The sequence below is a fragment of the Pedococcus sp. P2_A3 genome, assembly GCF_056405035.1.
The window spans coordinates 125229-148818 of the sequence record NZ_JBFUCW010000009.1; the positions used below are offsets into that span (position 1 = coordinate 125229).

Here is a 23590-nt window from a genome sequence, read left to right on the forward strand (position 1 = left end):
GGCACTCCTGCGGTTGTCCACAGGGACACCGAGGCGGCGCTGCGATCTCTGGCACGCTCACAGCATGGAGCTCCACGACCTCGCGGACCACGACCTCGTGTCCACCGCCGCTGCCGCATCCCTCGGGGTGAGCCCCTCCGGCCTGCACCGCTTGGTGAAAGCCGGCACCATCCGACGAGTCATCCGAGGCTGGTATGCCGTGCGGGCACCCGGCCGAGAACGTGCACCTTGGGAGGGCGCCGACCCCTTCGAGACGACCCGGCTCCAGCATCGACTGCTGACGATCGCGCTGCTGAAGTCCTTCGAGGGTCGGGTGGTCGCCAGCCACCAGTCGGCGCTCGTCCTCCACGGGGTTCCCCTGTGGCAAGCAGACCTCGGCACCGCCCACGTGTGCCGGACCAGTACCACCCATACCCGTCACCGCCCGTCGGCGGTGATTCACCCGCCAGTGCCAGACTCGCCGGTCGAGACGACGGACGGGTTTCGCACGGTCCCCTTGGCGCATGCCGTCATCCAGGTCGGCCTGTACCCGCCTGACGACGCGGGGCGCCGGGTCCCGATGGACAGCCTGATCGCCGCGGACCACGCGCTGCACCGCGGCACCCTCACTGCCAGCGCGTTGGACGTGGCGCTGAAGCAGCACGCCCACCACCCCCGCATACCGGCCGTCAGAGCGCTGCTGGAGCATGCGGACGGCCGCCACGAGTCACCCGGTGAGTCACGGCTGGCCCACGCCATGCGCGTCCTCGGCTACCGGTTCACGCCGCAAGCTCCCCTACCCGGTGGCCGCGGATACCGAGGAGACTTCCTGCTCGATGAGGATCCCGTGGTCGTCGAGTTCGACGGATTGGGGAAGTACTCGCTGGCCACCGACACCGCAGCGGCGGGGAGTGTCGATGCCCAGCGACAGAACCTCGCGGCCGAGAAACGACGCGAGGAGGACGTCCTGCGCAGGTCGTCCCACGAGTTCGTCCGGTTCACCTGGCACGAGGTCGGCAACCTCGTGCTGGTGCGCGACCGCATCGACGCCGCTGTCGCCCGCGCGAGGCTGCGCCGACCCGCGTGACGGGCGGGCGCGCCATACCTCACGCGCGAGCGCGGTCCAAGCACAGGTATGTCGCTCGCGGACAGGTTGCACCCTGTCCACCACCGAGCAACCTTTGTTAGCAAAGGTTGCTCGCGGCGGGTCACCTCAGGCCTGGATGACCACCGGGATGATCATCGGCCGGCGACGGATCTTGCCGCCGACCCAGCCACCGATCGCCCGCCGCATGACCTGCTCGAGCTGGTGGGAGTCGGTGACACCGTTGCCGGTCGCCTCGGCCAGCGCCTGCTCGATCTTGGGCCGGACCTGGCTGAAGATCTCGTCGTCCTCGGCGAAGCCGCGGGCCTGGATCTCCGGGCCGGCCGCGATCTTGCCGGTGGCGGCGTCGATCACGACGATCACGGAGATGAAGCCCTCGTCGCGCAGGATGCGGCGGTCCTTGAGCAGCGCCTCATCGAACTCGCCGACCGACGAGCCGTCGACGTAGACGTAACCGCACGGCACCGCACCGACGATCCGCGCGACGCCGTCGACGAGGTCGACGACCACGCCGTCCTCGGCAAGCACGACCTGCTCGCGCGGCACGCCGGTCTGGACGGCCAGCTCGGCGTTCGCGACCAGGTGACGCCACTCGCCGTGCACCGGCATGACGTTGCGGGGCTTGACGATGTTGTAGCAGTAGAGGAGCTCGCCGGCGCTGGCGTGACCCGAGACGTGCACCTTGGCGTTGCCCTTGTGCACGACGTTGGCGCCGAGGCGCATGAGGCCGTTGATGACGCGGTAGACGGCGTTCTCGTTGCCGGGGATCAGTGACGAGGCCATCAGGACCGTGTCACCCTCGCCGACGTCGATGCGGTGGTCGCGGTTGGCCATCCGCGACAGCGCCGCCATCGGCTCGCCCTGCGAGCCGGTGCAGATGAGGACGACCTGGTCGTCCGGGAAGTTGTCGAGCTTCTTGACGTCGACGAGCACGCCGTCCGGCACGTGGAGGTAGCCGAGCTCGGCCGCGATCCCCATGTTCCGCACCATCGAGCGGCCGACCATGGCCACCTTGCGACCGGCCGTCTCCGCAGCGTTGAGCACCTGCTGGACCCGGTGCACGTGCGAGGAGAAGCACGCCACGATGATCCGGCGCTCGGCGTCGCGGAAGACCTTGTCGATGGCCGGCGCGATGTCCTTCTCGGGAGTGGTGAACCCCGGGACCTCGGCGTTGGTCGAGTCGGTCATGAAGAGGTCGACGCCCTCCTCCCCCAACCGGGCGAACGCGCGCAGGTCGGTGAGGCGGTTGTCGAGCGGGAGCTGGTCCATCTTGAAGTCACCGGTGTGCAGGATCGTGCCACCGGGCGTGCGCACGAACACCGCGAGGGCGTCGGGGATCGAGTGGTTGACCGCCACGAACTCGCAGTCGAAGACACCGAGCTTCTCGCGCATCCCCTCCTTGACCCCGAGGGTGTAGGGGGTGATCCGGTGCTCCTTGAGCTTGGCCTCGATCAGCGCCAGGGTCAGCATCGACCCCACGACAGGGATGTCGCGCTTGAGCTTGAGCAGGTAGGGCACCGCTCCGATGTGGTCCTCGTGGCCGTGGGTCAGCACGATCGCCTGGATGTCGTCGAGCCGGTCCTCGAGGTACTCGAAGTCGGGCAGGATCAGGTCGACGCCCGGGTGGTGGTCCTCCGGGAACAACACCCCGCAGTCGATGACGAGCAGCTGGCCGTCGTGCTCGATGACCGCCATGTTGCGGCCGACCTCGCCGAGACCGCCGAGGGCGATGATGCGCACGCCGTTCTTCGCGAGCGGCCGGGGCAGGTTGAGCTCGGGGTGGGGATGACTCACAGCAGGCCAGACTCCTTGAGACCGGCGCGCAGGATGTCCAGGTGCTCCGGTGGTGACTCGACGAGCGGCAAGCGCACCGTCGCGTGGTCGATGACGCCGAGCTCGACGAGCGCGGCCTTGGCCATGATCGCACCCTGGGAGGTGCTCATGATGGCGTCGACGGCGGGGACCAGCCGTCGGTGGATGTCCCGGGCGGCGGCGAGGTCGCCGCGGTCGACGGCGGCCACCATCGCGGCATACTCGTGGCCGGCGACGTGGCCGACCACGCTGACCACGCCGGTGGCGCCGAGCGCGAGCCACGGCAGGTTCGCGGCGTCGTCGCCGGAGAAGTAGAGCAGGTCGGTCTCGGCCATCACCTTCGTCGACGCCCACGCGTCACCCTTGGCGTCCTTGACGGCCACGATCCGGTCGTGCGAGGCCAGCTCGAGGAGCGTGGCCGGGTCGAACGGGATGCCCGTGCGGGCCGGGATGTCGTAGAGCATGACCGGCAGGTCGGTGGCGTCGGCCACCGCGTGGCAGTGCGCGACCAGACCGGCCTGGGTCGGCTTGTTGTAGTACGGGGACACGAGCAGCAGCCCGGTGGCGCCCGCCCCGGCCGCACGGCCGGCCATCTCGACGCTGTGGGCGGTCGCGTTGGACCCCACGCCCGCGACGACCGCTGCGCGTCCGTCGACCGCCTCGACGACGAGCCGCACCATCTCGATCGACTCGTCGTCGCTGAGGGTGGCGGACTCGCCGGTCGTGCCGTTGACGACGATGCCGTCGTGACCGTGGTCGAGCAGGTGGGCGACCAGTCGGCGGGCGCCGTCGAGGTCGAGGCTGCCGTCAACCTCCATCGGGCTGACCATCGCGGTCAGGACGCGACCGAACGGGGACGTGGTGCTCATGCCTGCAGGCTATCGCCCCCACGAGCACGTCCCGTGCGGCGGACACCGACCGAGACCCAGTTTGGCGGGAAGGCGACGCCGATCTGGCGGCATCGCCGCGTCGACAGGGGTATGTCGCCGGGCCGGGTTACGCTGCGTCCGTGCAGCAGTACCTCGACCTCCTCGACCACGTCATGACGACCGGCACGGACAAGTCCGACCGCACCGGCACCGGCACCCGTTCGGTGTTCGGCTACCAGATGCGCTTCGACCTGTCCGAGGGCTTCCCCGTGCTCACCACGAAGAAGCTGCACCTCAAGTCGATCATCGGCGAGCTGCTGTGGTTCCTGCGCGGCGACTCCAACGTGAAGTGGCTGCAGGACCGGGGCATCACCATCTGGGACGAGTGGGCCGACGAGAACGGCGACCTCGGGCCGGTCTACGGCTACCAGTGGCGATCCTGGCCGACCCCGGACGGTCGCCACGTCGACCAGATCGCCAAGGTCATCGAGTCGATCCGCACCAACCCCGACAGCCGTCGCCACATCGTGTCCGCCTGGAACGTCGCCGACGTCGACTCGATGGCCCTGCCGCCCTGTCACACGATGTTCCAGTTCTACGTCGCGAACGGTCGGCTGTCCTGCCAGCTCTACCAGCGCTCGGCCGACATCTTCCTCGGGGTCCCCTTCAACATCGCCTCCTACGCCCTGCTGACGATGATGGTGGCGCAGGTCTGCGACCTCGAGCCCGGCGACTTCGTGCACACCCTCGGCGACGCCCACCTCTACTCCAACCACGTCGAGCAGGCGACCCTCCAGATCACTCGTGAGCCACGGCCCCTGCCCCGCATGGTGATCACGCCGGGCAAGGACATCGACCAGTTCGACCTCGACGACTTCGAGCTCGTCGGCTACGACCCCCACCCGTCGATCAAGGCGCCGATCGCGGTCTGACCCGGCGTCTCGTCGGCCTGTCGCTAGCCTGTCGGCATGAGGAACGTGTCCGCATGACCAACGTGACGCTCATTGCCGCGGTAGGCCGCAACGGTGTCATCGGGGCCGACAACGACATGCCGTGGCACCTGCCGGAGGACTTCGCGTTCTTCAAGCGCACCACGATGGGTCACCCGATGGTCATGGGGCGCAAGACCTTCGACTCGATCGGACGGGTGCTCCCGGGGCGGCGCACCATCGTCGTGACCCGTCAGCCCGACTGGAGCCACGCCGAGGTGGAGACCGCCCACTCGCTGAGCGAGGCGCTCTCCCTGGCCGGGCCGGCCGACGAGGTCTTCGTCTGCGGCGGCGGCCAGGTCTACGCCGAGGCGATGCCCTGGGCCCACCGGCTCCTCATCACCGAGGTCGAGCAGTCGCCCGAGGGAGACGTCCGCTTCCCCGCGATCGACCCGGGGCAGTGGCACGAGGTGGCGCGCGAGGCCCGTGACGGCTTCAGCTGGGTGACGTACGAGCGCGCCTGACGAGGCTCCGAGCGCCAGTGGCAGGATGCAGGCCATGGCGCACCCCCACGAGCACACCCACTCCCCCGGCCCGCTCGCCGACGCGAGTGTGCGCCTGGCCCGTGAGACCGACGCACCGGCGGTGGGGCTGGTCCAGGCCGTCGTCTGGCGCGAGGCGTATGCCGCGGTGCTGCCCGAAGAGGTCATCGCCACGTTCGAGCCGCAGGCCTTCGCCTCGGTCTGGCGCCAGTCCCTGGCGTCCCCTCCCCAAGGGGTCTACCGGCTGCTCGCGGCGTGCGCCGGGGACCAAGTGGTGGGGTTCGCCTCCATCGGCCCCAGCCAGGACCCGGACGCATCTCCCGAGACCGGTGAGCTCTCGGCCCTCGGCGTCCACCCGGACGCCCGCCGGGTCGGGCACGGCTCCCGGTTGCTGAACGCCGTCGTCGACACGCTGCGCGGAGCCGGGGCCACCCGCCTGCACGTCTGGGTGCTCGCGTCCGACGAGTCGACCCGGGGGTTCCTGCTGGCCAGCGGGCTCGGCCCCGACGGCGCCTTCCGCGACCGCGTGGTCTCCCCCGACGGTGACACGGCCCGCGAGGTCCGTCTGGTCGCCGACCTGGACCGCCCTGCTCCGTGAGCCCGTGACTGCCGCCCTCGACTCGGACGGGCGTCGCCACGTGCTGCGCCAGTCGATCTCCGTCGCCCTCGCGACCGGCACCTACGCCATCAGCTTCGGGACCCTCTCCGTCGCCGCTGGGCTGTCCCTCGTCCAGACCCAGGCGCTGTCACTGCTGCTCTTCTCCGGCGGCTCACAGCTCGCGTTCGTCGGGGTGATGGCTGCCGGTCCGGCCGGGGCGCCGGCCGCCATCGCGACGTCGACCCTCCTCGGCGTCCGCAACGGCCTCTACGGCCTGCAGGTCTCCCGCATGCTGGGAGCCCGCGGCGTGCGCCGCGCCGCGGCCGCGCAGCTCACCATCGACGAGTCGACCGCCGTGGCGGTGGCCCAGCCCGGGCGCGAGGGCGCTCGAATCGGGTTCTGGGCAACCGGGATCGGCATCTACCTGCTGTGGAACCTGATGACCTTCGTGGGCGCGGTCGTGGGCAACCGGATGGGTGACCCCCGACGCTACGGCCTCGACGCCGCGGCGGCAGCGGCGTTCTGCGCCCTCCTGTGGCCGCGGCTGAAGTCGGCCGATGCGTTCGCGATCGCCGCGATGGCCGCGCTCACCGCGGTGCTCGTGGCGCCGCACGCCCCAGCAGGGGTGCCCGTGCTCGTGGCCGGCTGCACCGCCCTGCTGGCCGGGCTCTCCCGACGCGCCCACCACGACCCAGCGCCCCCGCACCAGTGGGCCGACGCCGACGGCAGCCGGCCCGACGACGGAGACCTGGCATGAGCACGTGGACTGCGGTGCTCGTCGCGTCGGCGCTGGCGTTCGTCCTGAAGCTGGCGGGTCACCTCGTGCCCGAGACCTGGCTCGACGGTGCCCGGACCACGCGCATCACCTCGGCGCTGCCCATCGCCCTGCTGGCCGCGCTCGTGGCGACGCAGACGCTGACCACCTCGACCGGCGCCCGCGTCCTGGACGCCCGGGCAGCCGCCGTGGGGGTGGCCATGGTCGCCCTCCTGCTCCGGGCGCCGTTCCTCGTCGTCGTCGTGCTGGCCGCCGCGGTCGCGGCCGGGCTGCGCCTGCTCGGCGTCTCCTGACGTCGCGTCAGGCGGAGCGGTCGACGCGCCAGGCCCTGACGGCGGCTCGGTAGTGCCGTTGCTCCGCGGCCCGGTCACCGGCGACCCCACTGGCCTCGGCCTGTTCGAGCTCGGCACCCCAGGCGCCGTCGGGGCCGCGCTCGCGCGCCTGCGCCATCATCGCCGAGCCGTCCCTGGCCAACCGCACCAACGGCACCATCGCGAGCAGAGCCACGACCGGGATGAGGATGACGGCCACGCCGAGGAGCACGGCAACAGGTCGGCCGTCGCGCACCAGCTCGACCCCGCGCCACCCGATGGTGGCCGAGTAGAAGCCCAGCACGACGAGCAGGACCAGCGCGGTGACCTTCTCGCGCACTCAGTCGCCCAGGCCGAGGTAGTGCTCGAGGCCCACGGTCAGCCCGGGGTGGGCGCCCACGTGACGCACGCCCTCGAGGACCCCCGGCATGAAGGAGGTGCGGTCGAAGGAGTCGTGCCGCACCGTGAGCAGCTCGCCTTCCCCTCCGAGCAGGACCTCCTGGTGCGCGACCAGGCCGCGCAGCCGCACCGAGTGCACCGGGATCCCGTCGACCCGGCCGCCCCTCGTGCCCTCCGGGTCCTGGGTGGTGGCGTCGGGTACGTCGCCGAGACCTGCCTCTGACCGGGCCGCAGCGATGAGGTGCGCGGTGCGGGCCGCGGTGCCCGACGGTGCATCGACCTTGTCGGGGTGGTGCAGCTCGATGACCTCGACCGACTCGTAGAACCGGGCTGCCTGCTGGGCGAACCGCATCATGAGGATCGCCCCGATCGCGAAGTTGGGGGCGATGAGGACGCCGACCTCCGGGTGCGCGGCCAACGGCTCGCGCAGGGAGGCCAGCTTGGCGTCGTCCCAGCCGGTGGTGCCGACCACCACGTGCACCCCCTGCTCGACGCAGTGGATGACGTTGCCCGGCGAGGCCGTCGGCACGGAGAACTCCACCACGACGTGGGCACCGCCGAGGTCGCCGAGGTCGTCGCCCTGGTCGTACCTCCCGACCAGGGTGAGGTCCGGCGCGGCGGTGACCGCCCGGCATACCTCCGCGCCCATCCGCCCTGCCGCCCCGATCACGGCCACCCTGGTCGTCCGCACGTTGGTCGTCTCGCTCACGGGGCCAGCGTAGCGACAGCCGCCCCCACGACAGCCGCCCCCACGACAGCGGGCCCGGTGCCAGTGGCACCGGGCCCGCCTGGGCCGCATGGGTTCGTTACTGCACGAACGCCTTCAGGCCGAGGACGACCGGGTCGTGGTCGGACGACCGGTACGGGCCGGACTGGTGGAAGTCGGTCGAGTGGTAGTTGTACCGGCTGTACTCCATCGCCACCGACTCACCGGAGTTGATGTTCCAGTGGTCGGCACCCGTCGACATCCGCAGGGCGTAGTCGTTGACGAGGATGTGGTCCAGCGAGCCGGACAGCCCGCTGAAGGAGTACGAGTAGCTCGACGGGTCGAAGGTGCTGCCCACGTCGGTGTACCCGGCCCGGTAGAGCACGTCGAGCGGGTCCTCCATCGTGTAGGAGTTGTAGTCGCCCGCCATGACGATGGCCTTCGCGCCGTACTCCGCCGCGACACCCGGCACCCAGTCGCGCAGGGCCTGGGCCTGCAGGATGCGGCTGGTCACCGAGGCGCCCTGTCCGTCACCGGTGTCCTCGTCGCCGGGGAACGGACCGGCCGAGCCCTTGGACTTGAAGTGGTTGACCACGAACAGGAACTTGTCGCCCTTGCCGGTCTTCTTCTTGAACGTCTGCGCGATCGGCTCACGGGCGTTGCCGAACGCCTGCGTCGGACCACTCTGGTCACCCAGGGCGCGCGAGCGGTCCACCCGCATGACCTTGGCCGGCTGGTAGATGATCGCGCTGGTGATGAAGTCCTGGTCGTCGGCGGACGGCAGGTCCGTCGAGGACGGGACGAACGCCCAGGTGCCCGCGCCGGCCTTGGCGTTGAGGGCTGCTACGAGGGCAGCGAGCGCCGTGTCACGTGGGTGGCCGAACTTGGCGGAGTTCTCGATCTCCATCAGCCCGACGACGTCGGCGTCCAGCGCGGTGATCGCCGACACCTCCTTCTCGGTCTGGCGGGCCAGGTCGGCCGCATCCCAGGCGCCACGACGGTCGCAGCCGTCGCGGACCGTGACGCCGTTGTCGTCGCGGTCGTAGTAGGCCAGGCAGGTGGGGTCCTGGTCGCCGAGGTCGGTGAAGTAGTTGAGGACGTTGAACGACGCGACCTTCAGGTCGGCCGTGCCGAGCTGGTTGATGGCACCGGTGTCCGGTGCTGCGGTGCGGGTGTTCTCGAAGCTCACCGGCGACGTGGCGTTGTCGGGACCGACGACCTGGGCGGTCGGCTGGAAGCGCCACAGGTTGAAGCGGTAGTCGACGACGACGGGGGCGCCGAAGGTCGCTGCCTCGCCGACCCGGACCGGCTTGGTGTTGGACACGTAGGCCGGGGTGAGGTCACCGTTGAGGAGGCACGGGATCGGTCGGGCGCCGCACGTCCCGGTGCTGAAGCTGCTCGCCGTGAAGTTGCTCGAGGCACCGTCATCCAGGGTGACGGCACGCTTGGCGTTGTCAGCCACGACCGCAGCGGCCTCGGGGCTGCCGGGGGCCCCCACCTCGGTGTTCTGGAGCAGCGGGTGGTCGCCCACAGCGAGTCCCACCTCACCGAACTGGTTGGTGCCGTAGGTGTTGGTGACGGTGTAGTCGCCGGTCGGCTGGAACAGCATCCCCTCCACCGACTCACGACCCGCGTCGGTCGTTGGCCACGGCACGGTGAGCGCCTGGACCGGGCTGAAGTCATCGCCGGCGTCGACGATGTCCGCCCCGGCGGCAGTCACCTCGGTGAGCCCGCTGAACTCGCTGACCTTGCCGGTGACCTCGACGTAGTTGCCGACCACGGCGTCCGGGTCCAGCGGGGTGGAGCTGCCGGACTGGAAGACGAAGACACCGTCCGAGGCGCCGCTCGCGGCCGGCTCGGGACCGGTGCCCTGCGTCTGCAGGTAGAAGCCGTGGAAGCCACCGGTCGGGTAGGCGGCGGTGACGACGCCCTTGATGATGACGTTCTGGCCGACCAGCGGCGAGGTCGAGCCCGTGCCCTGGACCTCGGCGATGGTCTTGGCGACCGGGGTGCCGGGGGGCGGCGGGGTGCCCGCACCCGGCGTCGGTGCGCCGACCGTGAAGTCGGCCGCGTTGTTCGCCGTGTTGGTGCTGGTGCTGTTGCGCGACACCGAGGTGGCGTTCGCCGTGCCGGGGGCTGCGGCCGCTCCGGCCCAGTCGTTGGCGGTGCCGTAGCCGACGAAGTCGACGACCTGCGACAGGTCGGAACAGGCGTCGGTGCACGTGGTGCCGGGCAGGGCGGTCTGGGTGTTGACCAGGGCAACCTTGCCGGCGCTGCCGCTGAGGTTGATGCCGCCGTCGAGGTCTGCAGTGAAGGACGCCCCGTTGGCTCCTCCGGCGCCACCGAGGACGAACCGGCCACCCGCCGGGATGGTGCCGGTCAGGTTGGTCTTGGTGGTCCAGCTCGTCCCGGTCGCCGAGGCGTACTGCACGGACCAGCCGGTCAGGTCGACCGTGCTGGTGGTCTTGTTGACCAGCTCGACGAAGTCACGGTTGAAGGCGGCGCCGGAGTTGCCGCCCCCGCCGTAGACCTCGTTGATCACCACGGGTGCCCCCACTGACGGTGCGGCCAGCGCACTCGGGGCGACACTCAGAACTCCAGCAGTGAGGGCCAACGCGCCCACCGCTCCCATCATGTGCTTGCGGGGTACGCGCACAGCAGTCCTCCAACGACGTGCTCAGGATTGACAGCCCAGGGACGGTGGTCCGGGCCGATGGGGCATCACATCACGTCGAGGGCGAATGCGGAATGTCTGGAATGGGTCACGCAGGTAAAGGTCAGGTCAGGGTTTGGAGCTCACTGCGCGAGGCCGCCGAGCTCGACGCCCGGATCGGCGAGCTGGTCGCGGTCCACGACCGTGCGTGACCGGATCAGCGCCTTGATGCCGTCGCCGACGTCCCACACGTTGACGTTCATGCCGGCCACCACGCGGCCCTCGCGCAACCAGAACGCGACGAACTCGCGGTCGGCCAGGCTCCCCCGGACCACCACGTCGTCGTCGGGCCCACCCAGCCCGTGGTACTCCATCCCGAGGTCGTACTGGTCGGTGAAGAAGTAGGGGAGCTCGGGCTCGGGACCGTCCTGGTCCAGCATCGCGGCGGCCACGAGGTCGGGCTGGTTGAGCGCGTTCGCCCAGTGCTCCACCCGCACGCGATGCCCGAGGAACGGGTGCTCGACGTTGGCGAGGTCACCCGCGACGAAGATGTCCGGGTCGCTCGTCCGCCCGACCGCATCGGCCGTGACGCCGTTGTCGACCGCGAGACCCGCCGCCTCGGCCAGCGCCACGTTGGGCACCGCGCCGATGCCGACCACGACCGCGTCCGCGGGCACCACGGCGCCGTCGGCCAGCCGGACCCCGCTGGCAGCACCGCTCGAGCCCACGATCTCCTCGATCGTGACCGAGGTCCGCAGGTCGACGCCGCGCTCGCGGTGCAGGTCGGCGAAGACCTGGGCGATCTGCCGCCCCAGCACCCGCACGAGGGGGAGCTCGAGGCTCTCCAGCACCACCACGTCGGCGCCCGCGTCGCGGGCTGCGGACGCGACCTCCAGCCCGATCCACCCGCCGCCGATGAAGACCAGCTTCGCGCCGGGCTGCATCAGCGCGCGGATCCGGTCGCTGTCCTCGATGGTGCGCAGCGACAGCACCCCACCGAGGTCGTGGCCGGGCAGCGTGAGGGTGCGCGGCGAGCTGCCGGTGGCCAGCAGGAGCCGGTCGTATGCCGTGCGCTCGCCGTCAGCCGTCACCACCTCCCGCGCGTCGCGGTCGATCGCTGTCACGACGGTGCCGGTGCGCACCTCGACGTCGTGCGCGGCATACCACTGACGGGTGTGGACGAAGGCCTCGTCGAGGCCCTCCCCGGTCTTGAGGTAGCCCTTGGACAACGGTGGCCGCTCGTAGGGCAGGTGCTCCTCGGAGCCGAGGAGCACGACCTCCCCCGTGAAGCCCCGCTCGCGCAGGGCCTCGGCTCCCTTGGCTCCGGCCAGCCCGCCACCCACGATCACGAACCTGCGCGCGTCAGTCATGTGCTCATCCTCTGCGCAGGTGCACCGGCGGCGCCAGCCGGGACAGTGCGACCGCTGCCGCGAGCAGCCCGACGTCGCGAAGGGCCACGTCGTAGTGGTCGCCCAGCGACAGGAGGTCCACGACGATGCCGGCCAGCCAGGCGGCGACGACCAGTCCCCCGAGCCGGGGTGCCACGGCGACCAGCAGCCCGGCCACGACCTCGGTCACCCCGACCGCGTACATGGCCTGCTGTGCCGTCCCCGGCACCAGGTCGTTGATCCACGGCGCGAGGTAGGCGGTCCAGTCCGTCATCAGGTTGGTGAACTTGTCGAGGCCGAAGAGGATCGGCGCGACGGTGAAGGCCGTCCGCAGGATGAGGAAGGCCTGTCTGGCTGCGGCAGGAGGCGTGCCGATGGCCTCGATGGAGGGTGCTGCCGTGGTTGACCGTGTCGTGTCCATGAGTTGCTCCCGGATCTTCTATCGGAGTGATATTTTGACTTTACGACCGCTCACGGAAAACGTCAATGAATCTATCCTTTAGAGGTGCCATGACCACGAGAGACGACCTGACCGCCCTCGGCGCGCTCGCCGAGCCCTCACGCCGAGCGCTCTACGACCACGTGGCCGCCTCCGACTCCCCCGTGAGCCGGGAGGAGGCCGCACAGGCGGTCGGGGTCCCGGTGCACTCGGCGAAGTTCCACCTCGACCGCCTGGTCGAGGAGGGACTGTTGGAAGTCGAGTTCAAGCGGTTGTCGGGGCGGTCGGGCCCGGGTGCAGGGCGGCCGGCCAAGCTCTACCGCCGTGCCAGCCGGACCGTCGACGTCTCGCTGCCCCCGCGGCGGTACGACCTGGCCGGGGCCATCCTGGCGGAGGCCATCGACGCCGTCACCGCCACGGGCACGGCGCTGCCCGACGCGGTCGCGACGGCGGCTGCCACGGCCGGGCGGGAGCTCGCGGCCCAACCGCCGGCGCCTCGGGCGCGCCGACCGCTGGCGAGGGTGGCGCAGCTCCTCGAGCGGTATGGCTACGAGCCACGCATCAGCCCCGACGGGGCCGAGCTGGCCTTGGACAACTGTCCCTTCGACCGGCTTGCCCAGGACCACACCGACCTCGTGTGCTCGATGAACCTCGCCCTCGTCGAGGGCGCGATCGACGGGCTGGAATGCCCCGGAGTCCGCCCGCGACTCGAACCCACCCCGGAGCACTGCTGCGTCCGGGTGCACACGACCTGACCGACGACAGCGGGCCGGCCCACCTGTCGGTGGACCGGCCCGCTGGTCAGACTGTCAGGCGTTGGCAGGCGTGGGTCAGCCTGCGGCGTCCTCGGACGTGGCCGGGGCCGCGCTCTCCGGGGCGTCGCCACCACGGTCGTCGCCACCACGGTCGCTGTCGCCACGGCCGCCACGACGGCGGTTGCGGCTGCGGCCACCCTCGCGACGCTCGCCACGGTCCTCGCGGTCCGCACGGGGGGCGTCGGTGTCGGTGTCGGTGTCGGTGTCGGTGTCGGTGTCGGTGTCGGCGGCCGGGGCCTCGTCAGCCTCGGCGTCGCCGCTCGCACCCTCGGCCAGGACGGCCGCCAGCGAGAGCTTGCCGCGCGGGTCGATCTCCTTGAGCTCGACCTGGACCTTCTGGCCGACGGCCAGGACGTCCTCGACGGCCTCGATCCGCTTGCCACCGACGAGCTTGCGCACCTCGGAGATGTGCAGCAGGCCGTCCTTGCCCGGCAGGAGCGAGATGAACGCGCCGAACGTCGTGGTCTTCACCACGGTGCCCAGGAAGCGCTCGCCGATCTCCGGCATCTGCGGGTTCGCGATGGCGTTGATCTGCGCACGGGCAGCCTCGGCCGAAGGACCGTCGGTCGCACCGATGTAGATCGTGCCGTCGTCCTCGATCGAGATCTGGGCGCCGGTCTCGTCCTGGATCTGGTTGATCATCTTGCCCTTCGGCCCGATGACCTCGCCGATCTTGTCGATCGGGACCTGCACCGAGATGACGCGAGGAGCGAACGGGCTCATCTCGTCGGGGGCGTCGATGGCCTCGTTCATGACGTCGAGGATGTGCAGGCGCGCGTCGCGGGCCTGGGTCAGCGCGCCAGCGAGCACCGAGGCGGGGATGCCGTCGAGCTTGGTGTCGAGCTGGATGGCCGTGACGAACTCGCGGGTGCCGGCGACCTTGAAGTCCATGTCACCGAAGGCGTCCTCGGCGCCGAGGATGTCGGTCAGCGCGGCGTACTGCGTCTCACCGTCGACCTCGTCGGACACCAGGCCCATGGCGATACCCGCGACCGGGGCGCGCAGCGGCACACCGGCGTTGAGCATCGAGAGGGTGGACGCGCAGACCGAGCCCATCGACGTCGAGCCGTTGGAGCCGAGGGCCTCGGACACCTGACGGATCGCGTAGGGGAACTCCTCACGCGTCGGCAGCACCGGCATGAGCGCACGCTCCGCGAGCGCTCCGTGACCGATCTCGCGACGCTTCGGCGAACCCACCCGACCGGTCTCACCGGTGGAGTAGGGCGGGAAGTTGTAGTTGTGCATGTAGCGCTTGCGCGTCACCGGCGACAACGTGTCGAGCTGCTGCTCCATGCGGAGCATGTTGAGCGTTGTGACACCCATGATCTGGGTCTCGCCGCGCTCGAAGATGGCCGAGCCGTGCACGCGCGGCAGGACCTCGACCTCGGCGCCGAGGGCGCGGATGTCGGCGAGGCCACGGCCGTCGATGCGGACCTTGTCGCGCAGGATGCGCTGACGGATCAGCTTCTTCTGCACCGACCGGTATGCCGCGGACAGCTCCTTCTCGCGGCCCTCGAACTCAGCGGCGAGCTTCTCCTTCATGGAGTCCTTCAGCTCGTCGATGCGCTCCTCGCGCTCCTGCTTGCCGGCGATGGTGAGCGCCTGCGACAGGTCGTCCGAGGTCGCAGCCTCGACGGCGGCATACGCGTCGTCCTCGTAGTCGAGGAAGATCGGGAAGTCCTGGACGGGCTTGGCGGACTTGCTCGCCAGCTCGGCCTGGGCCTCGCAGAGGACCTTGATGAACTTCTTCGAGGCCTCGAGGCCCTCGGCGACTACCTCTTCGGTCGGGGCCTGCTTGCCCTCGTTCTTCACGAGGTTCCAGGTCGACTCGGTGGACTCGGCCTCGACCATCATGATGGCGACGTCGTCGCCCGCGACGCGGCCGGCGACGACCATGTCGAAGGTCGAGCGCTCGATGTCGGAGAAGTTCGGGAACGCGACCCACTGGCCGTCGATCAGCGAGACGCGGACGCCGCCGATCGGACCGGAGAACGGCAGACCCGAGATCTGGGTGGAGGCGCTGGCCGCGTTGATGGCGAGCACGTCGTACTGGTGGTCGGGGTTGAGCGCGAGCACCGTGATGACGACCTGGACCTCGTTGCGCAGACCCTTGGTGAAGGTCGGGCGCAGCGGGCGGTCGATCAGGCGGCAGGTGAGGATCGCGTCCGTCGACGGGCGACCCTCGCGGCGGAAGAACGAGCCGGGGATCTTGCCCGCGGCATACATCCGCTCCTCGACGTCGACCGTCAGGGGGAAGAAGTCAAAACCCTCGCGCGGGGACTTCCCGGCGGTGGTGGTGGAGAGGAGCATCGTGTCCTCATCCAGGTAGGCGGCGACTGCGCCACCGGCCTGCTTGGCCAGGCGTCCGGTCTCGAACCGGACCGTGCGGGTACCGAACGAACCATTGTCGATGGTTGCTTCGGCGAACTGGATCTCTGGACCCTCCATGGGCCCTCCTTCTCTTCTGTTGAGATGTCTCTCAAACGACCCTGTGCATCGTCGTTGTGCACGGGTTCTGCTTCATACGGTGTTGCAGGGGTGGTGCTTCGGGCGGCACCGGGTGCCGCCCTCATGCGAGAGGGACGGTCCTCGTGGTGAGGACCGTCCCTGTCGAATGCTTAGCGGCGCAGACCGAGGCGCTTGATCAGCGAGCGGTAACGCTCGACGTCGACGCTCTCGAGGTAGCGCAGGAGCCGGCGGCGCTGGCCGACCAGGAGGAGCAGGCCGCGGCGGCTGTGGTGGTCGTGCTTGTGCTGGCGGCTGTGCTCGGTGAGGTCGAGGATGCGCTGCGTCAGCATCGCCACCTGGACCTCGGGGGAGCCGGTGTCGCCCTCGTGCGTGGCGTACTCGGACATGATCTTCTGCTTGACGTCTGCGCTCAACGGCATGGGTCGGCACTGCTCCTTCGTGTGATCGTTGCGCGGTGCGCCAGGGCTGGTTCACCTGGGCTCTCTGGATCCGCGGCCGGTCTACGGCGGTGCCAAGGCTACCAGCGGCGTGCTGCACCCCCCTAATCGCCCTGCGAACTCGCCGACCCAGCGCCATCAGCGGCAGGGCCTCCGCGGTGGACGGGCCTTCGCATGGCGCGCCGCAGCATCAGCTCGTGGTCGGTCGGGTGGTCGGGTGGGCGGCCCCCGCTCCCGGCGATCTGATCCCGCTCGGCCCTGCGGTGGTACCAGGCCTTGGCCGGCAGCCGGTCGTAGCGTGGCGACACCAGCGCCTCCCGAGGCAGCACGTCCGGCGGCTCGACATCGAGGTGGGCCGGAAACCGGCGACCAGCGTTGTCGCGCACCACGCCCGCGGCGACCGGCTGGACCTCGACGCCGTGGCCGTCGAGCACGGCGAGCCGCAGACCAGCCGCCCGCAGGAGCTGGTCCAGCACCGCGACGGGCACCCTGCGGGCACCGGACTCGAATCCCGAGATCGTCGACTTGCCGACGCCGGCGGCCTCCGCCAGCTCGCGCTGGCTCAGGTCGGCCAGCCGCCGGGCCCGCGCCAGGTAGCGTGCCGCATCGAACGGGACGTGCACCCCACCAGCCTCCGAGCTCATGCTGGCCCCCTCATCATCGCCCCCACGGGCCTACCCATAGGCCTCCCCACAGCATGAGCCCACCCACCGACACCCCGGATCGGGACGCTGGCGGGCCCACGGCCGGGCGGCAGCCAGCCCTCGCACGCCGCTACGTCACTGCCCGCACCTTGCGACCAGTGACGTAGTCCCCGCACCTTGGTGCCTAGCCCCCCGGGGTCGCCTTGGGTGAGTCAGGCCTCGGGAGCTGCGGGCGGCCACTCGTCGGCGCGGATGGCGTAGATGGCCAGGTCGGTCCACCGGCCCTTGAACCAGGACCCCTTCTCGAAGTAGGCCTCGCGGCGCATGCCGAGCCGCTCGCAGATCCGCGAGGACGCGGTGTTCTCCGGCTCGAGCTGGGCCCACACCCGGTGCGCCCCCAGCTCGGAGAAGGCGATGTCGGCCAGGGCCCGGGCTGCTTCAGTCGCGTAGCCCTGACCCTGCACGTCGGGGGTGAACACCCAGCCGAGCTCGACCTGCTTGCCGTCGGAGCCGTCGAGGCCGTTGAGGTGGAGCATCACGTCGCCGACCACCCGACCACCGAGGTCGACGGCGAGGGTCAGGTGGATGTGCTTGTCGTCGACCAGACCGGCGGTGGTCGAGTGGGCGACGAGGTCCGCGACCTGCTCGCGGTCCCTCGGCTCGCCCGGGATGTAGCGGACCACGTCGGGCTGCGACCGGTAGGCCAGGACGTCGTCGACGTCCCGCGGCAGGAAACTTCGCAGCACGAGCCGGTCGGTCGAGATCGGCAGGGTGACACGCGGCATGACAGGCCCTGGGTCAGAGGTTGATCATGTGGCCGGCGATCCCCTCGACGGCCTCCTTGACTGCCTCGGACAGGGTCGGGTGGGCGAAGACGTTGCGAGCCACCTCGTCGGCGGTCAGGTCCCACTTCTGGGCGAGGGTCAACGCCGGCAGCAGCTCGGTGACGTCGGGGCCGATGAGGTGCGCGCCGATGATCTCGTTGTGGGTGGCGTCCGCGACGACCTTGACGAAGCCGACCGCGTCGCCGAGCCCCATCGCCTTGCCGTTGGCGGAGAACGGGAACTTGGCGACCTTGACGTCGAAACCCTTCTCCTTGGCCTGGGCCTCGGTGTAGCCGAATGAGGCGATCTGCGGCTGGCAGTAGGTCGCCCGCGGGATGAAGTCGTACTCGACCGGCATGGTCTCCGCGCCCGCCATGGTCTCGGCGGCGACGACCCCCTGGGCCTCGGCGGTGTGGGCCAGCATGAGCTTCCCGGTCACGTCGCCGATGGCGTAGACGTTCTCGACGTTGGTGCGGCAGTGGTCGTCGATGACGATCGCGCCGCGTTCGGTCGCGACGCCGAGCGCCTCGAGGCCGTAGCCCTCGAGCCGCGGGGCGAAGCCGATGGCCTGGAGCACCTTGTCGGTCTCGATGACCTGCGAGTCGCCACCGGCGGCGGGAGAGACGGTGACCTTGACCTTCTCGCCACTGTCGTCGATCGACTCGACCTTGGTGGAGAGGAGGATCGTGATGCCGAGCTTCTTGTAGTGCTTGAGCAGCTCCTTGGAGACCTCCGCGTCCTCGGTCGGCACCATCCGGTCGAGGAACTCCACGATGGTGACGTCGACCCCGAAGTTCTTCATGACGTAGGCGAACTCGACACCGATGGCCCCCGAGCCGGCGATGACGATCGAGCCGGGCAGCTGGTCGGTGAGGATCTGCTCCTCGTACGTCACGACGCGGTCGGACAACGAGGTGCCGGGGATCAGCCGGGTGGTGGCGCCGGTCGCGATGATGAGCTTGTCGAAGGTGATCGACTGCTTCTCGCCGGAGTTGAGGGCGACGTCCATCGAGGTCGGGCTGGTCAGCGTGCCCCAGCCGTCGATCTCGGTGATCTTGTTCTTCTTCATGAGGAAGTGGACGCCCTTGACGATCCCCGCCGACACCGCGCGCGATCGGGCGTGCGTGGGACCGAACGACATGGTGGCGTCGCCCTCGATCCCGAACTTGTCCTTCTCGTGGGTCAGGATGTGGCTCAGCTCGGCGTTGCGCAGCAACGCCTTCGACGGGATGCAGCCGACGTTGAGGCAGACACCGCCCCAGTACTTCGACTCGACCACCGCGGCCCGGAGGCCGAGCTGGGAGGCGCGGATCGCCGCGACGTAACCGCCAGGACCAGCACCGAGAACAACGACATCGAAGTCAGCCATGCGCGCCAGCCTACTGACTCGTCCGACGACGCCCCACCTCGCCCGTGCCCGGTGGCCGCCTCCCTAGCGCAGGGTGCGCAGGACGTCATGGATCGCCCGGGCCGCGGGCGCGGCGGCCTCGGCACCCGTGCCACCCTGGGAGACCACGACCGCCACGGCATACCGGGGCCTCGTGGTCGGCGCGTAGGACACGAACCACGAGGTGTCCTGCTGGCCGAACGCCTCGGCGGTGCCCGTCTTGCCGGCCACCGGCCACTGCGAGAGCGGGAACCCCGCAAAGGCCCCCCGCGCCGTGCCGTTGGTGACGACCCCGGCGAGCGCCTCATGGAGGAAGGCGAGCGTGCCGGGCGGGAACGCCACGCTGCCAGCCTTGACCGGCGCCACCTCCTGGGTGCCACCGCCGGGAGTCACCAGGGAACGGGCGACCTCCGGCTTCCACAGCGTGCCGCCGTTGGCGATCGCCGCGTAGACCTGCGCCATCTGGAGCGGGGTGACCGTGGTGTCGCCCTGGCCGATCGCGAAGTTGGCCGCGTCACCGGCGCGGAACTGGAAGCCCGTCTGGCAGTTCTCGACCGCGAGCTCCTTGAGGTATGCCGCGCGGCTGGGGTCCGTGGCGGCCACCTCGGGGTAGCCGGACCGGGCGCGAGCGCAGGTCTGGACCTTCGTGTCCTCCCACTCGGTCTTCTTCCACCCTCGGCCGGGGACCCGTCCGGCCTGCTCGCCCGGCAGGTCGATCCCTGTCTTGCGGCCGAGCCCGAACCGCTCGGCCATCGCGACGAAGGGGTCGTAGGCATCGGACGTCGCGCCGAGGCCTCCTTGGGCGAGCCAGGAGCGGTACGCGAAGTCGTAGAAGATGGTGTCGCACGAGACCTCGATCGCCGTGCGCAGCGAGATCGGTCCGTAGGCCCGCGACTCGAAGTTGGCGAACCGGCGGTTGCCGATCGTGGAGCTCGACGTGCAGTTGTACGTGCCGCCGAGCGAGTTCCCCGCCGCGACGGCCGCAGGCAGGCTGACCACCTTGAAGGTCGAGGCCGGTGAGAACGCCGCCGACGTCACGCGGGAGACCAGTGGCGTGCCGGCCGACGGGTCGGTGAGCCGCGCGAACTCGTCGGCTCCCACCCCGCCGGTCCACACCTGCGGGTCGTACGTCGGGTAGCTGGCCGCCGCCACCACCGCGCCGTTGGTGACATCGAGGACGACGGCAGCGGCGGAGTCGGCGCGGTCACCGCGCTTGCGCGCGCCGGCCACCGCGGCGACCAGGGCCCGCTCCGCGGCGGCCTGAACGCGGGCGTCGAGGTTGGTGACGAGGTCCTGGCCGGGCACGGGGTCGGTGTGCCCCAGCTGGCTCGTGACGATGCCCCGCGGGTCGACCGCGACCGTGGTGGTCCCGGGGGTGCCCCGCAGCTGGTGGTCGTACTGCTGCTCCAGCCCGGACCGTCCGACGAGGTCGAGGTCGCCGATCATGCCCCTGGAGCCGCTGACGTCCTCGGCGTCCGACCGCCCGAGGTACCCCAGGAGGTGGGCGGCGTTGACGGTCCGCTCGGCCGGGTAGTCACGGACCGGCTGGGCCGAGACCCCGATGCCGGGGAAGAGATCAGGGCGCTCGAGCAGGCTCAGGGCCTTGCGTGGGTCGACACCGCTGACCAGCGGAATGGGCACGTACGCGGAGCCCGCCCAGCAGATGGGTGCGGGTGGCGCGCCCGCGACCCCGCACAGCTGGGTACGCCCCCAGAGCTGCTCCAGCGGTGCGCCGACCACCTTGGCCACCCGGGCGACCAGGTCACGACCACCGTCGGGGGCGTCGACCAGGACCGCCCTGTCGACCGTCACGACGGTCTCGGTGGTGTTGTCCACCAGCGCGATGCCGTTGCGGTCCAGGATCCGACCCCGCACGGCCGGCTCGGTGACCGTTCGGGTGTTCACGCTGGCCGCGGCGGCCCGGTAGTCCGCGTGGCCGCCGATCTGCACCTGGCCGAGGCGCCCGAGCAAGGCCCCCATGAAGCTCAGCACGACCAGCCCCAGCACCCACACCCGCGCAGAGTGGTCGCGCACCGACGTCCCGCGCCTCATCGCCGACCTCGGGCGAGCCGCTGCTCACAGCGCACCAGCACCGGCACCAGGACCGCGCACAACAGGACGGTCAGCGTGAGCTCGGCACCCACGACCGGCCACTGCACCGGCGCACCCGTCAGGGCTGCGACCGCCAGCCGCCCCGTGGTGACCACCACAGCTGCGCCCGCCCCGACCGTGGCGACCCAGCCGAACGGCGCCTGGCCCTCGCGACGTCCGGCACCGGCGAGGAGGCCTGCGGCGGCATACAGGAGCGCCGCGGTGCCCAGCACGGCGGCGCCGGGCGGCATGAGGTCGACCAGCCAGCCACCCGCGAGGCCCAGGAGCGCCCCACGGGAGGGCCCGACCCGCAGCGCTCCGGCCACGACCACCGGGAGCACGAGGTCGGGAAGGGCGAGCTCCGAGCGCGCCGAGAGCACGACCGACGTGACCGCGGCGAGCAGCAGCAGGAGGCCACGGAACGTCAGCGTGAGCGAAGGCAGTCGCACACCCTCACCCCGTGGCCGTGCTGGGGGTGCGCGCCGTCGTCCGTGGTCCGGTGAGCAGGACGCCGACGACGTCGAGGGTCGTGAGGTCCACCGCGGGTCGCACCGCCGCCGTGGGGGTGAGGTCTCCGGGCGCCTCGTCGACGACTTGCACCGTGCCGACCCGAAGGCCCGCCGGGAAGGGAGAGCCGCCGACGCTGCCCATGGTGGTGACGACGTCACCGGTGCGCACCGTGCCGCGTTCCACGACGGTGAGGTTGAGCTGACCGGCCGGACGGTGCTGGGGGCCGCGGGCTCCGCTGCCCACCGAGCCGAGGGTGCCTGCGTCGCCGACGCGGACCCCGACGACGAGCTCGGCACTCCCCATGAGCAGCACGTCGCAGGTCCACGGAGACACGGTCACGACCCTGCCGACCAGACCGTCGGCGGAGACGACCGAGAGGTCAGGCTTCACGCCGTCGCGGGCGCCGAGGTCGAGGGTGACCCGTTCCGGCCCTGCGGCGCCTTGGCGCCCGACCCCGACCACGCGGGCCGGCAGGAAGGTGCTCCCGGCGAGGTCCGGGGCCCCGGACAGTGCTGCCAGCTCGTCAGCCTCGCGGGTCTGCGAGGCGAGCTGGTCGTGGAGCACCCCGGCGCGGGCTGCGGCCGGGTCGGGGCCCGCGGCCTCGACGCTCGGCGAGAGGAACCGTTCGAGGGGGCCGAACGCGGCGCCCCCGGCCGAGCGCAGCTGCGCCGTGCCGGGGCCGCCCGCGACGTCGAGGCCGAGCACCACCACGGTCAGCGCCACCAGTGCCACGAGGAGACGGCGTCGCGACGTGTCACGCATCGGTCACCTGCGCCTGTCAATAACGGCGCGTGTCGATGAGGACCCGCTCCAGCGTCGAGAACTCCTCCACGCACCGCCCGGAGCCGCGCACCACGGCACGCAGCGGGTCGTCGGCGACGCGGACCGGCACCCCGAGCTCGTGACGCAGCCTCTCGTCGAGCCCCCGCAGCAGCGCTCCCCCGCCGGTGAGCGTGACGCCGTTGTCGAGGATGTCGCCGGCGAGCTCGGGCGGGCAGACGTCGAGGGTGGCCCGCACGACGTCCACGATCTGCAGGACCGGTGCCTCGATGGCCCGCCGGACCTCCTGGCTGGTGATGGTCACGGTCTTCGGCAGCCCGCTCACGAGGTCGCGGCCCCGCACGCGGGTGCTGGTCTCCGCGCTGAGCGGGAAGGCGGAACCGGCCGCCACCTTGATGTCCTCGGCGCTGCGCTCCCCCAGCAGCAACGAGTACTCGCTCTTGACGTGGGCGATGACCGCCTCGTCGATCTCGTCACCGCCGACGCGCACCGACCTGGCCGTCACGATCCCGCCGAGGCTGATCACGGCAACGTCGGTGGTGCCTCCTCCGATGTCGACGACCATCGAGGCGGCGGTCTCGTTGACCGGGAGGTCGGCCCCGATCGCGGCGGCCATCGGCTCCTCGATGACGTAGACCCGGCGGGCACCGGACCGGACGGCGGCGTCCTCGAGGGCGCGACGCTCGACGCCGGTGACCTCGCTCGGCACGCACACCACCATCCGGGGGCGGACGAGCCGCGACGGGCGGACCTGGTCGACGAAGTAGCGCAGCATCTGCTCGGTGACGTCGGCGTCCGAGATGACGCCGTCCGCCAGGGGACGGACCGCCCGGACGTGCCCGGGCGTGCGGCCGAGCATCTCCTTGGCCCGCGTGCCGGCGGCGATCAACCGGCCCGTGCCGGCCTCGACCGCGACGACCGACGGCTCGTCGAGCACCACGCCGCGGCCCCGCTCGTAGACGAGGGTGTTGGCGGTGCCGAGGTCGATGGCCAGGTCCCTGCCCATCGTCATCCAGCCACGCGCACCGCTCGCCACGTCCGCGATGCTAGGTCGGCCCCGCGCCGGGATCGGGGAGCCGCGCCCGAGCCGTCCCGAGAGTGGTGCCGGTGTGACTGGTGTGACGACAC

23 protein-coding genes are annotated in these 23590 nt (G+C 70.9%); 7 read left to right on the plus strand and 16 right to left on the minus strand.

Features of this window, described 5'->3' with window-relative positions:
• Window positions 1–64: 64 nt before the first annotated feature.
• Window positions 65–1066, plus strand: a complete 1002-nt coding sequence (locus AC1DX8_RS09745; RefSeq protein ID WP_477629722.1) for a type IV toxin-antitoxin system AbiEi family antitoxin domain-containing protein — start codon at window positions 65–67, stop codon at window positions 1064–1066.
• A 126-nt stretch (window positions 1067–1192) separates the two neighbouring features.
• Here the strand turns inward: AC1DX8_RS09745 and AC1DX8_RS09750 are convergent, their stop codons facing one another.
• Together AC1DX8_RS09750 and dapA are read right to left on the minus strand one after the other, a co-directional pair.
• Window positions 1193–2878, minus strand: coding sequence for a ribonuclease J (locus tag AC1DX8_RS09750; protein ID WP_477629723.1), 1686 nt, complete (start codon window positions 2876–2878; stop codon window positions 1193–1195).
• On the minus strand, window positions 2875–3765 hold the full coding sequence (dapA, locus tag AC1DX8_RS09755) for a 4-hydroxy-tetrahydrodipicolinate synthase (RefSeq protein WP_477629724.1): 891 nt from the start codon (window positions 3763–3765) through the stop codon (window positions 2875–2877). Before dapA ends, AC1DX8_RS09750 begins: the two co-directional genes overlap by 4 nt.
• 140 nt (window positions 3766–3905) lie before the next feature.
• Here dapA and AC1DX8_RS09760 point away from each other — a divergent pair, with 140 nt between their 5' ends.
• From AC1DX8_RS09760 to AC1DX8_RS09780, 5 genes are read left to right on the plus strand one after another with little or no spacing between them, the layout of a single operon-like run.
• The gene (locus tag AC1DX8_RS09760) at window positions 3906–4697 is read left to right on the plus strand and encodes a thymidylate synthase (RefSeq protein WP_477629725.1); all 792 of its coding nucleotides are present in this window, start codon (window positions 3906–3908) and stop codon (window positions 4695–4697) included.
• A 53-nt stretch (window positions 4698–4750) separates the two neighbouring features.
• Window positions 4751–5218 carry a dihydrofolate reductase gene (locus AC1DX8_RS09765; protein WP_477629726.1) on the plus strand — a complete coding sequence of 156 codons (468 nt, stop codon included), beginning with the start codon at window positions 4751–4753 and terminating at the stop codon, window positions 5216–5218.
• A gap of 34 nt (window positions 5219–5252) precedes the next feature.
• Window positions 5253–5834: an N-acetyltransferase family protein gene (locus tag AC1DX8_RS09770; protein WP_477629727.1), complete on the plus strand. Its 582-nt coding sequence runs from the start codon at window positions 5253–5255 to the stop codon at window positions 5832–5834.
• Between the two features lie 4 nt (window positions 5835–5838).
• Window positions 5839–6591 (plus strand): AzlC family ABC transporter permease, encoded by a 753-nt coding sequence (locus AC1DX8_RS09775; RefSeq protein ID WP_477629728.1) that lies wholly within the window; start codon window positions 5839–5841, stop codon window positions 6589–6591.
• On the plus strand, window positions 6588–6902 hold the full coding sequence (locus AC1DX8_RS09780; protein ID WP_477629729.1) for an AzlD domain-containing protein: 315 nt from the start codon (window positions 6588–6590) through the stop codon (window positions 6900–6902). Before AC1DX8_RS09775 ends, AC1DX8_RS09780 begins: the two co-directional genes overlap by 4 nt.
• 7 nt (window positions 6903–6909) lie before the next feature.
• Here the strand turns inward: AC1DX8_RS09780 and AC1DX8_RS09785 are convergent, their stop codons facing one another.
• From AC1DX8_RS09785 to AC1DX8_RS09805, 5 genes are all read right to left on the minus strand, one after another.
• Window positions 6910–7260, minus strand: coding sequence for a hypothetical protein (locus AC1DX8_RS09785; protein ID WP_477629730.1), 351 nt, complete (start codon window positions 7258–7260; stop codon window positions 6910–6912).
• Window positions 7261–8028, minus strand: coding sequence for a 4-hydroxy-tetrahydrodipicolinate reductase (gene dapB / locus AC1DX8_RS09790; protein WP_477629731.1), 768 nt, complete (start codon window positions 8026–8028; stop codon window positions 7261–7263).
• Window positions 8029–8125: 97 nt separating this feature from the next.
• The gene (locus AC1DX8_RS09795) at window positions 8126–10660 is read right to left on the minus strand and encodes an ExeM/NucH family extracellular endonuclease (RefSeq protein ID WP_477629744.1); all 2535 of its coding nucleotides are present in this window, start codon (window positions 10658–10660) and stop codon (window positions 8126–8128) included.
• Window positions 10661–10821: 161 nt separating this feature from the next.
• A complete protein-coding gene (locus AC1DX8_RS09800; protein ID WP_477629732.1) occupies window positions 10822–12048 on the minus strand; it encodes an NAD(P)/FAD-dependent oxidoreductase in 1227 nt (408 codons plus the stop codon).
• 4 nt (window positions 12049–12052) lie between these two features.
• Window positions 12053–12487, minus strand: coding sequence for a DoxX family membrane protein (locus tag AC1DX8_RS09805; protein WP_477629733.1), 435 nt, complete (start codon window positions 12485–12487; stop codon window positions 12053–12055).
• Between the two features lie 89 nt (window positions 12488–12576).
• Between AC1DX8_RS09805 and AC1DX8_RS09810 the strand changes: the two genes are divergently transcribed.
• The gene (locus AC1DX8_RS09810; protein WP_477629734.1) at window positions 12577–13260 is read left to right on the plus strand and encodes a helix-turn-helix transcriptional regulator; all 684 of its coding nucleotides are present in this window, start codon (window positions 12577–12579) and stop codon (window positions 13258–13260) included.
• Between the two features lie 75 nt (window positions 13261–13335).
• Here the strand turns inward: AC1DX8_RS09810 and AC1DX8_RS09815 are convergent, their stop codons facing one another.
• The 9 genes from AC1DX8_RS09815 to mreB form a co-directional block, all read right to left on the minus strand.
• Window positions 13336–15768, minus strand: coding sequence for a polyribonucleotide nucleotidyltransferase (locus AC1DX8_RS09815; protein ID WP_477629735.1), 2433 nt, complete (start codon window positions 15766–15768; stop codon window positions 13336–13338).
• 170 nt (window positions 15769–15938) lie between these two features.
• Window positions 15939–16208 (minus strand): 30S ribosomal protein S15, encoded by a 270-nt coding sequence (gene rpsO, locus AC1DX8_RS09820; protein ID WP_056923573.1) that lies wholly within the window; start codon window positions 16206–16208, stop codon window positions 15939–15941.
• Between the two features lie 122 nt (window positions 16209–16330).
• Entirely contained in the window at window positions 16331–16870 is a 540-nt protein-coding gene (locus AC1DX8_RS09825) for a helix-turn-helix domain-containing protein (RefSeq protein WP_477629736.1), read from the minus strand.
• Between the two features lie 212 nt (window positions 16871–17082).
• Complete coding sequence (locus AC1DX8_RS09830; protein ID WP_477629737.1) at window positions 17083–17655, minus strand: GNAT family N-acetyltransferase; 573 nt, start codon at window positions 17653–17655, stop codon at window positions 17083–17085.
• Between the two features lie 13 nt (window positions 17656–17668).
• Entirely contained in the window at window positions 17669–19063 is a 1395-nt protein-coding gene (lpdA, locus tag AC1DX8_RS09835) for a dihydrolipoyl dehydrogenase (protein WP_477629738.1), read from the minus strand.
• Between the two features lie 63 nt (window positions 19064–19126).
• Window positions 19127–21115, minus strand: a complete 1989-nt coding sequence (gene mrdA, locus AC1DX8_RS09840) for a penicillin-binding protein 2 (protein ID WP_477629739.1) — start codon at window positions 21113–21115, stop codon at window positions 19127–19129.
• 14 nt (window positions 21116–21129) lie between these two features.
• Complete coding sequence (locus AC1DX8_RS09845) at window positions 21130–21621, minus strand: rod shape-determining protein MreD (RefSeq protein ID WP_477629740.1); 492 nt, start codon at window positions 21619–21621, stop codon at window positions 21130–21132.
• Window positions 21622–21625: 4 nt separating this feature from the next.
• Window positions 21626–22444, minus strand: a complete 819-nt coding sequence (gene mreC, locus AC1DX8_RS09850) for a rod shape-determining protein MreC (protein WP_477629741.1) — start codon at window positions 22442–22444, stop codon at window positions 21626–21628.
• Window positions 22445–22460: 16 nt separating this feature from the next.
• Window positions 22461–23474 (minus strand): rod shape-determining protein MreB, encoded by a 1014-nt coding sequence (gene mreB / locus AC1DX8_RS09855; RefSeq protein ID WP_477629745.1) that lies wholly within the window; start codon window positions 23472–23474, stop codon window positions 22461–22463.
• Window positions 23475–23590 lie beyond the last annotated feature (116 nt).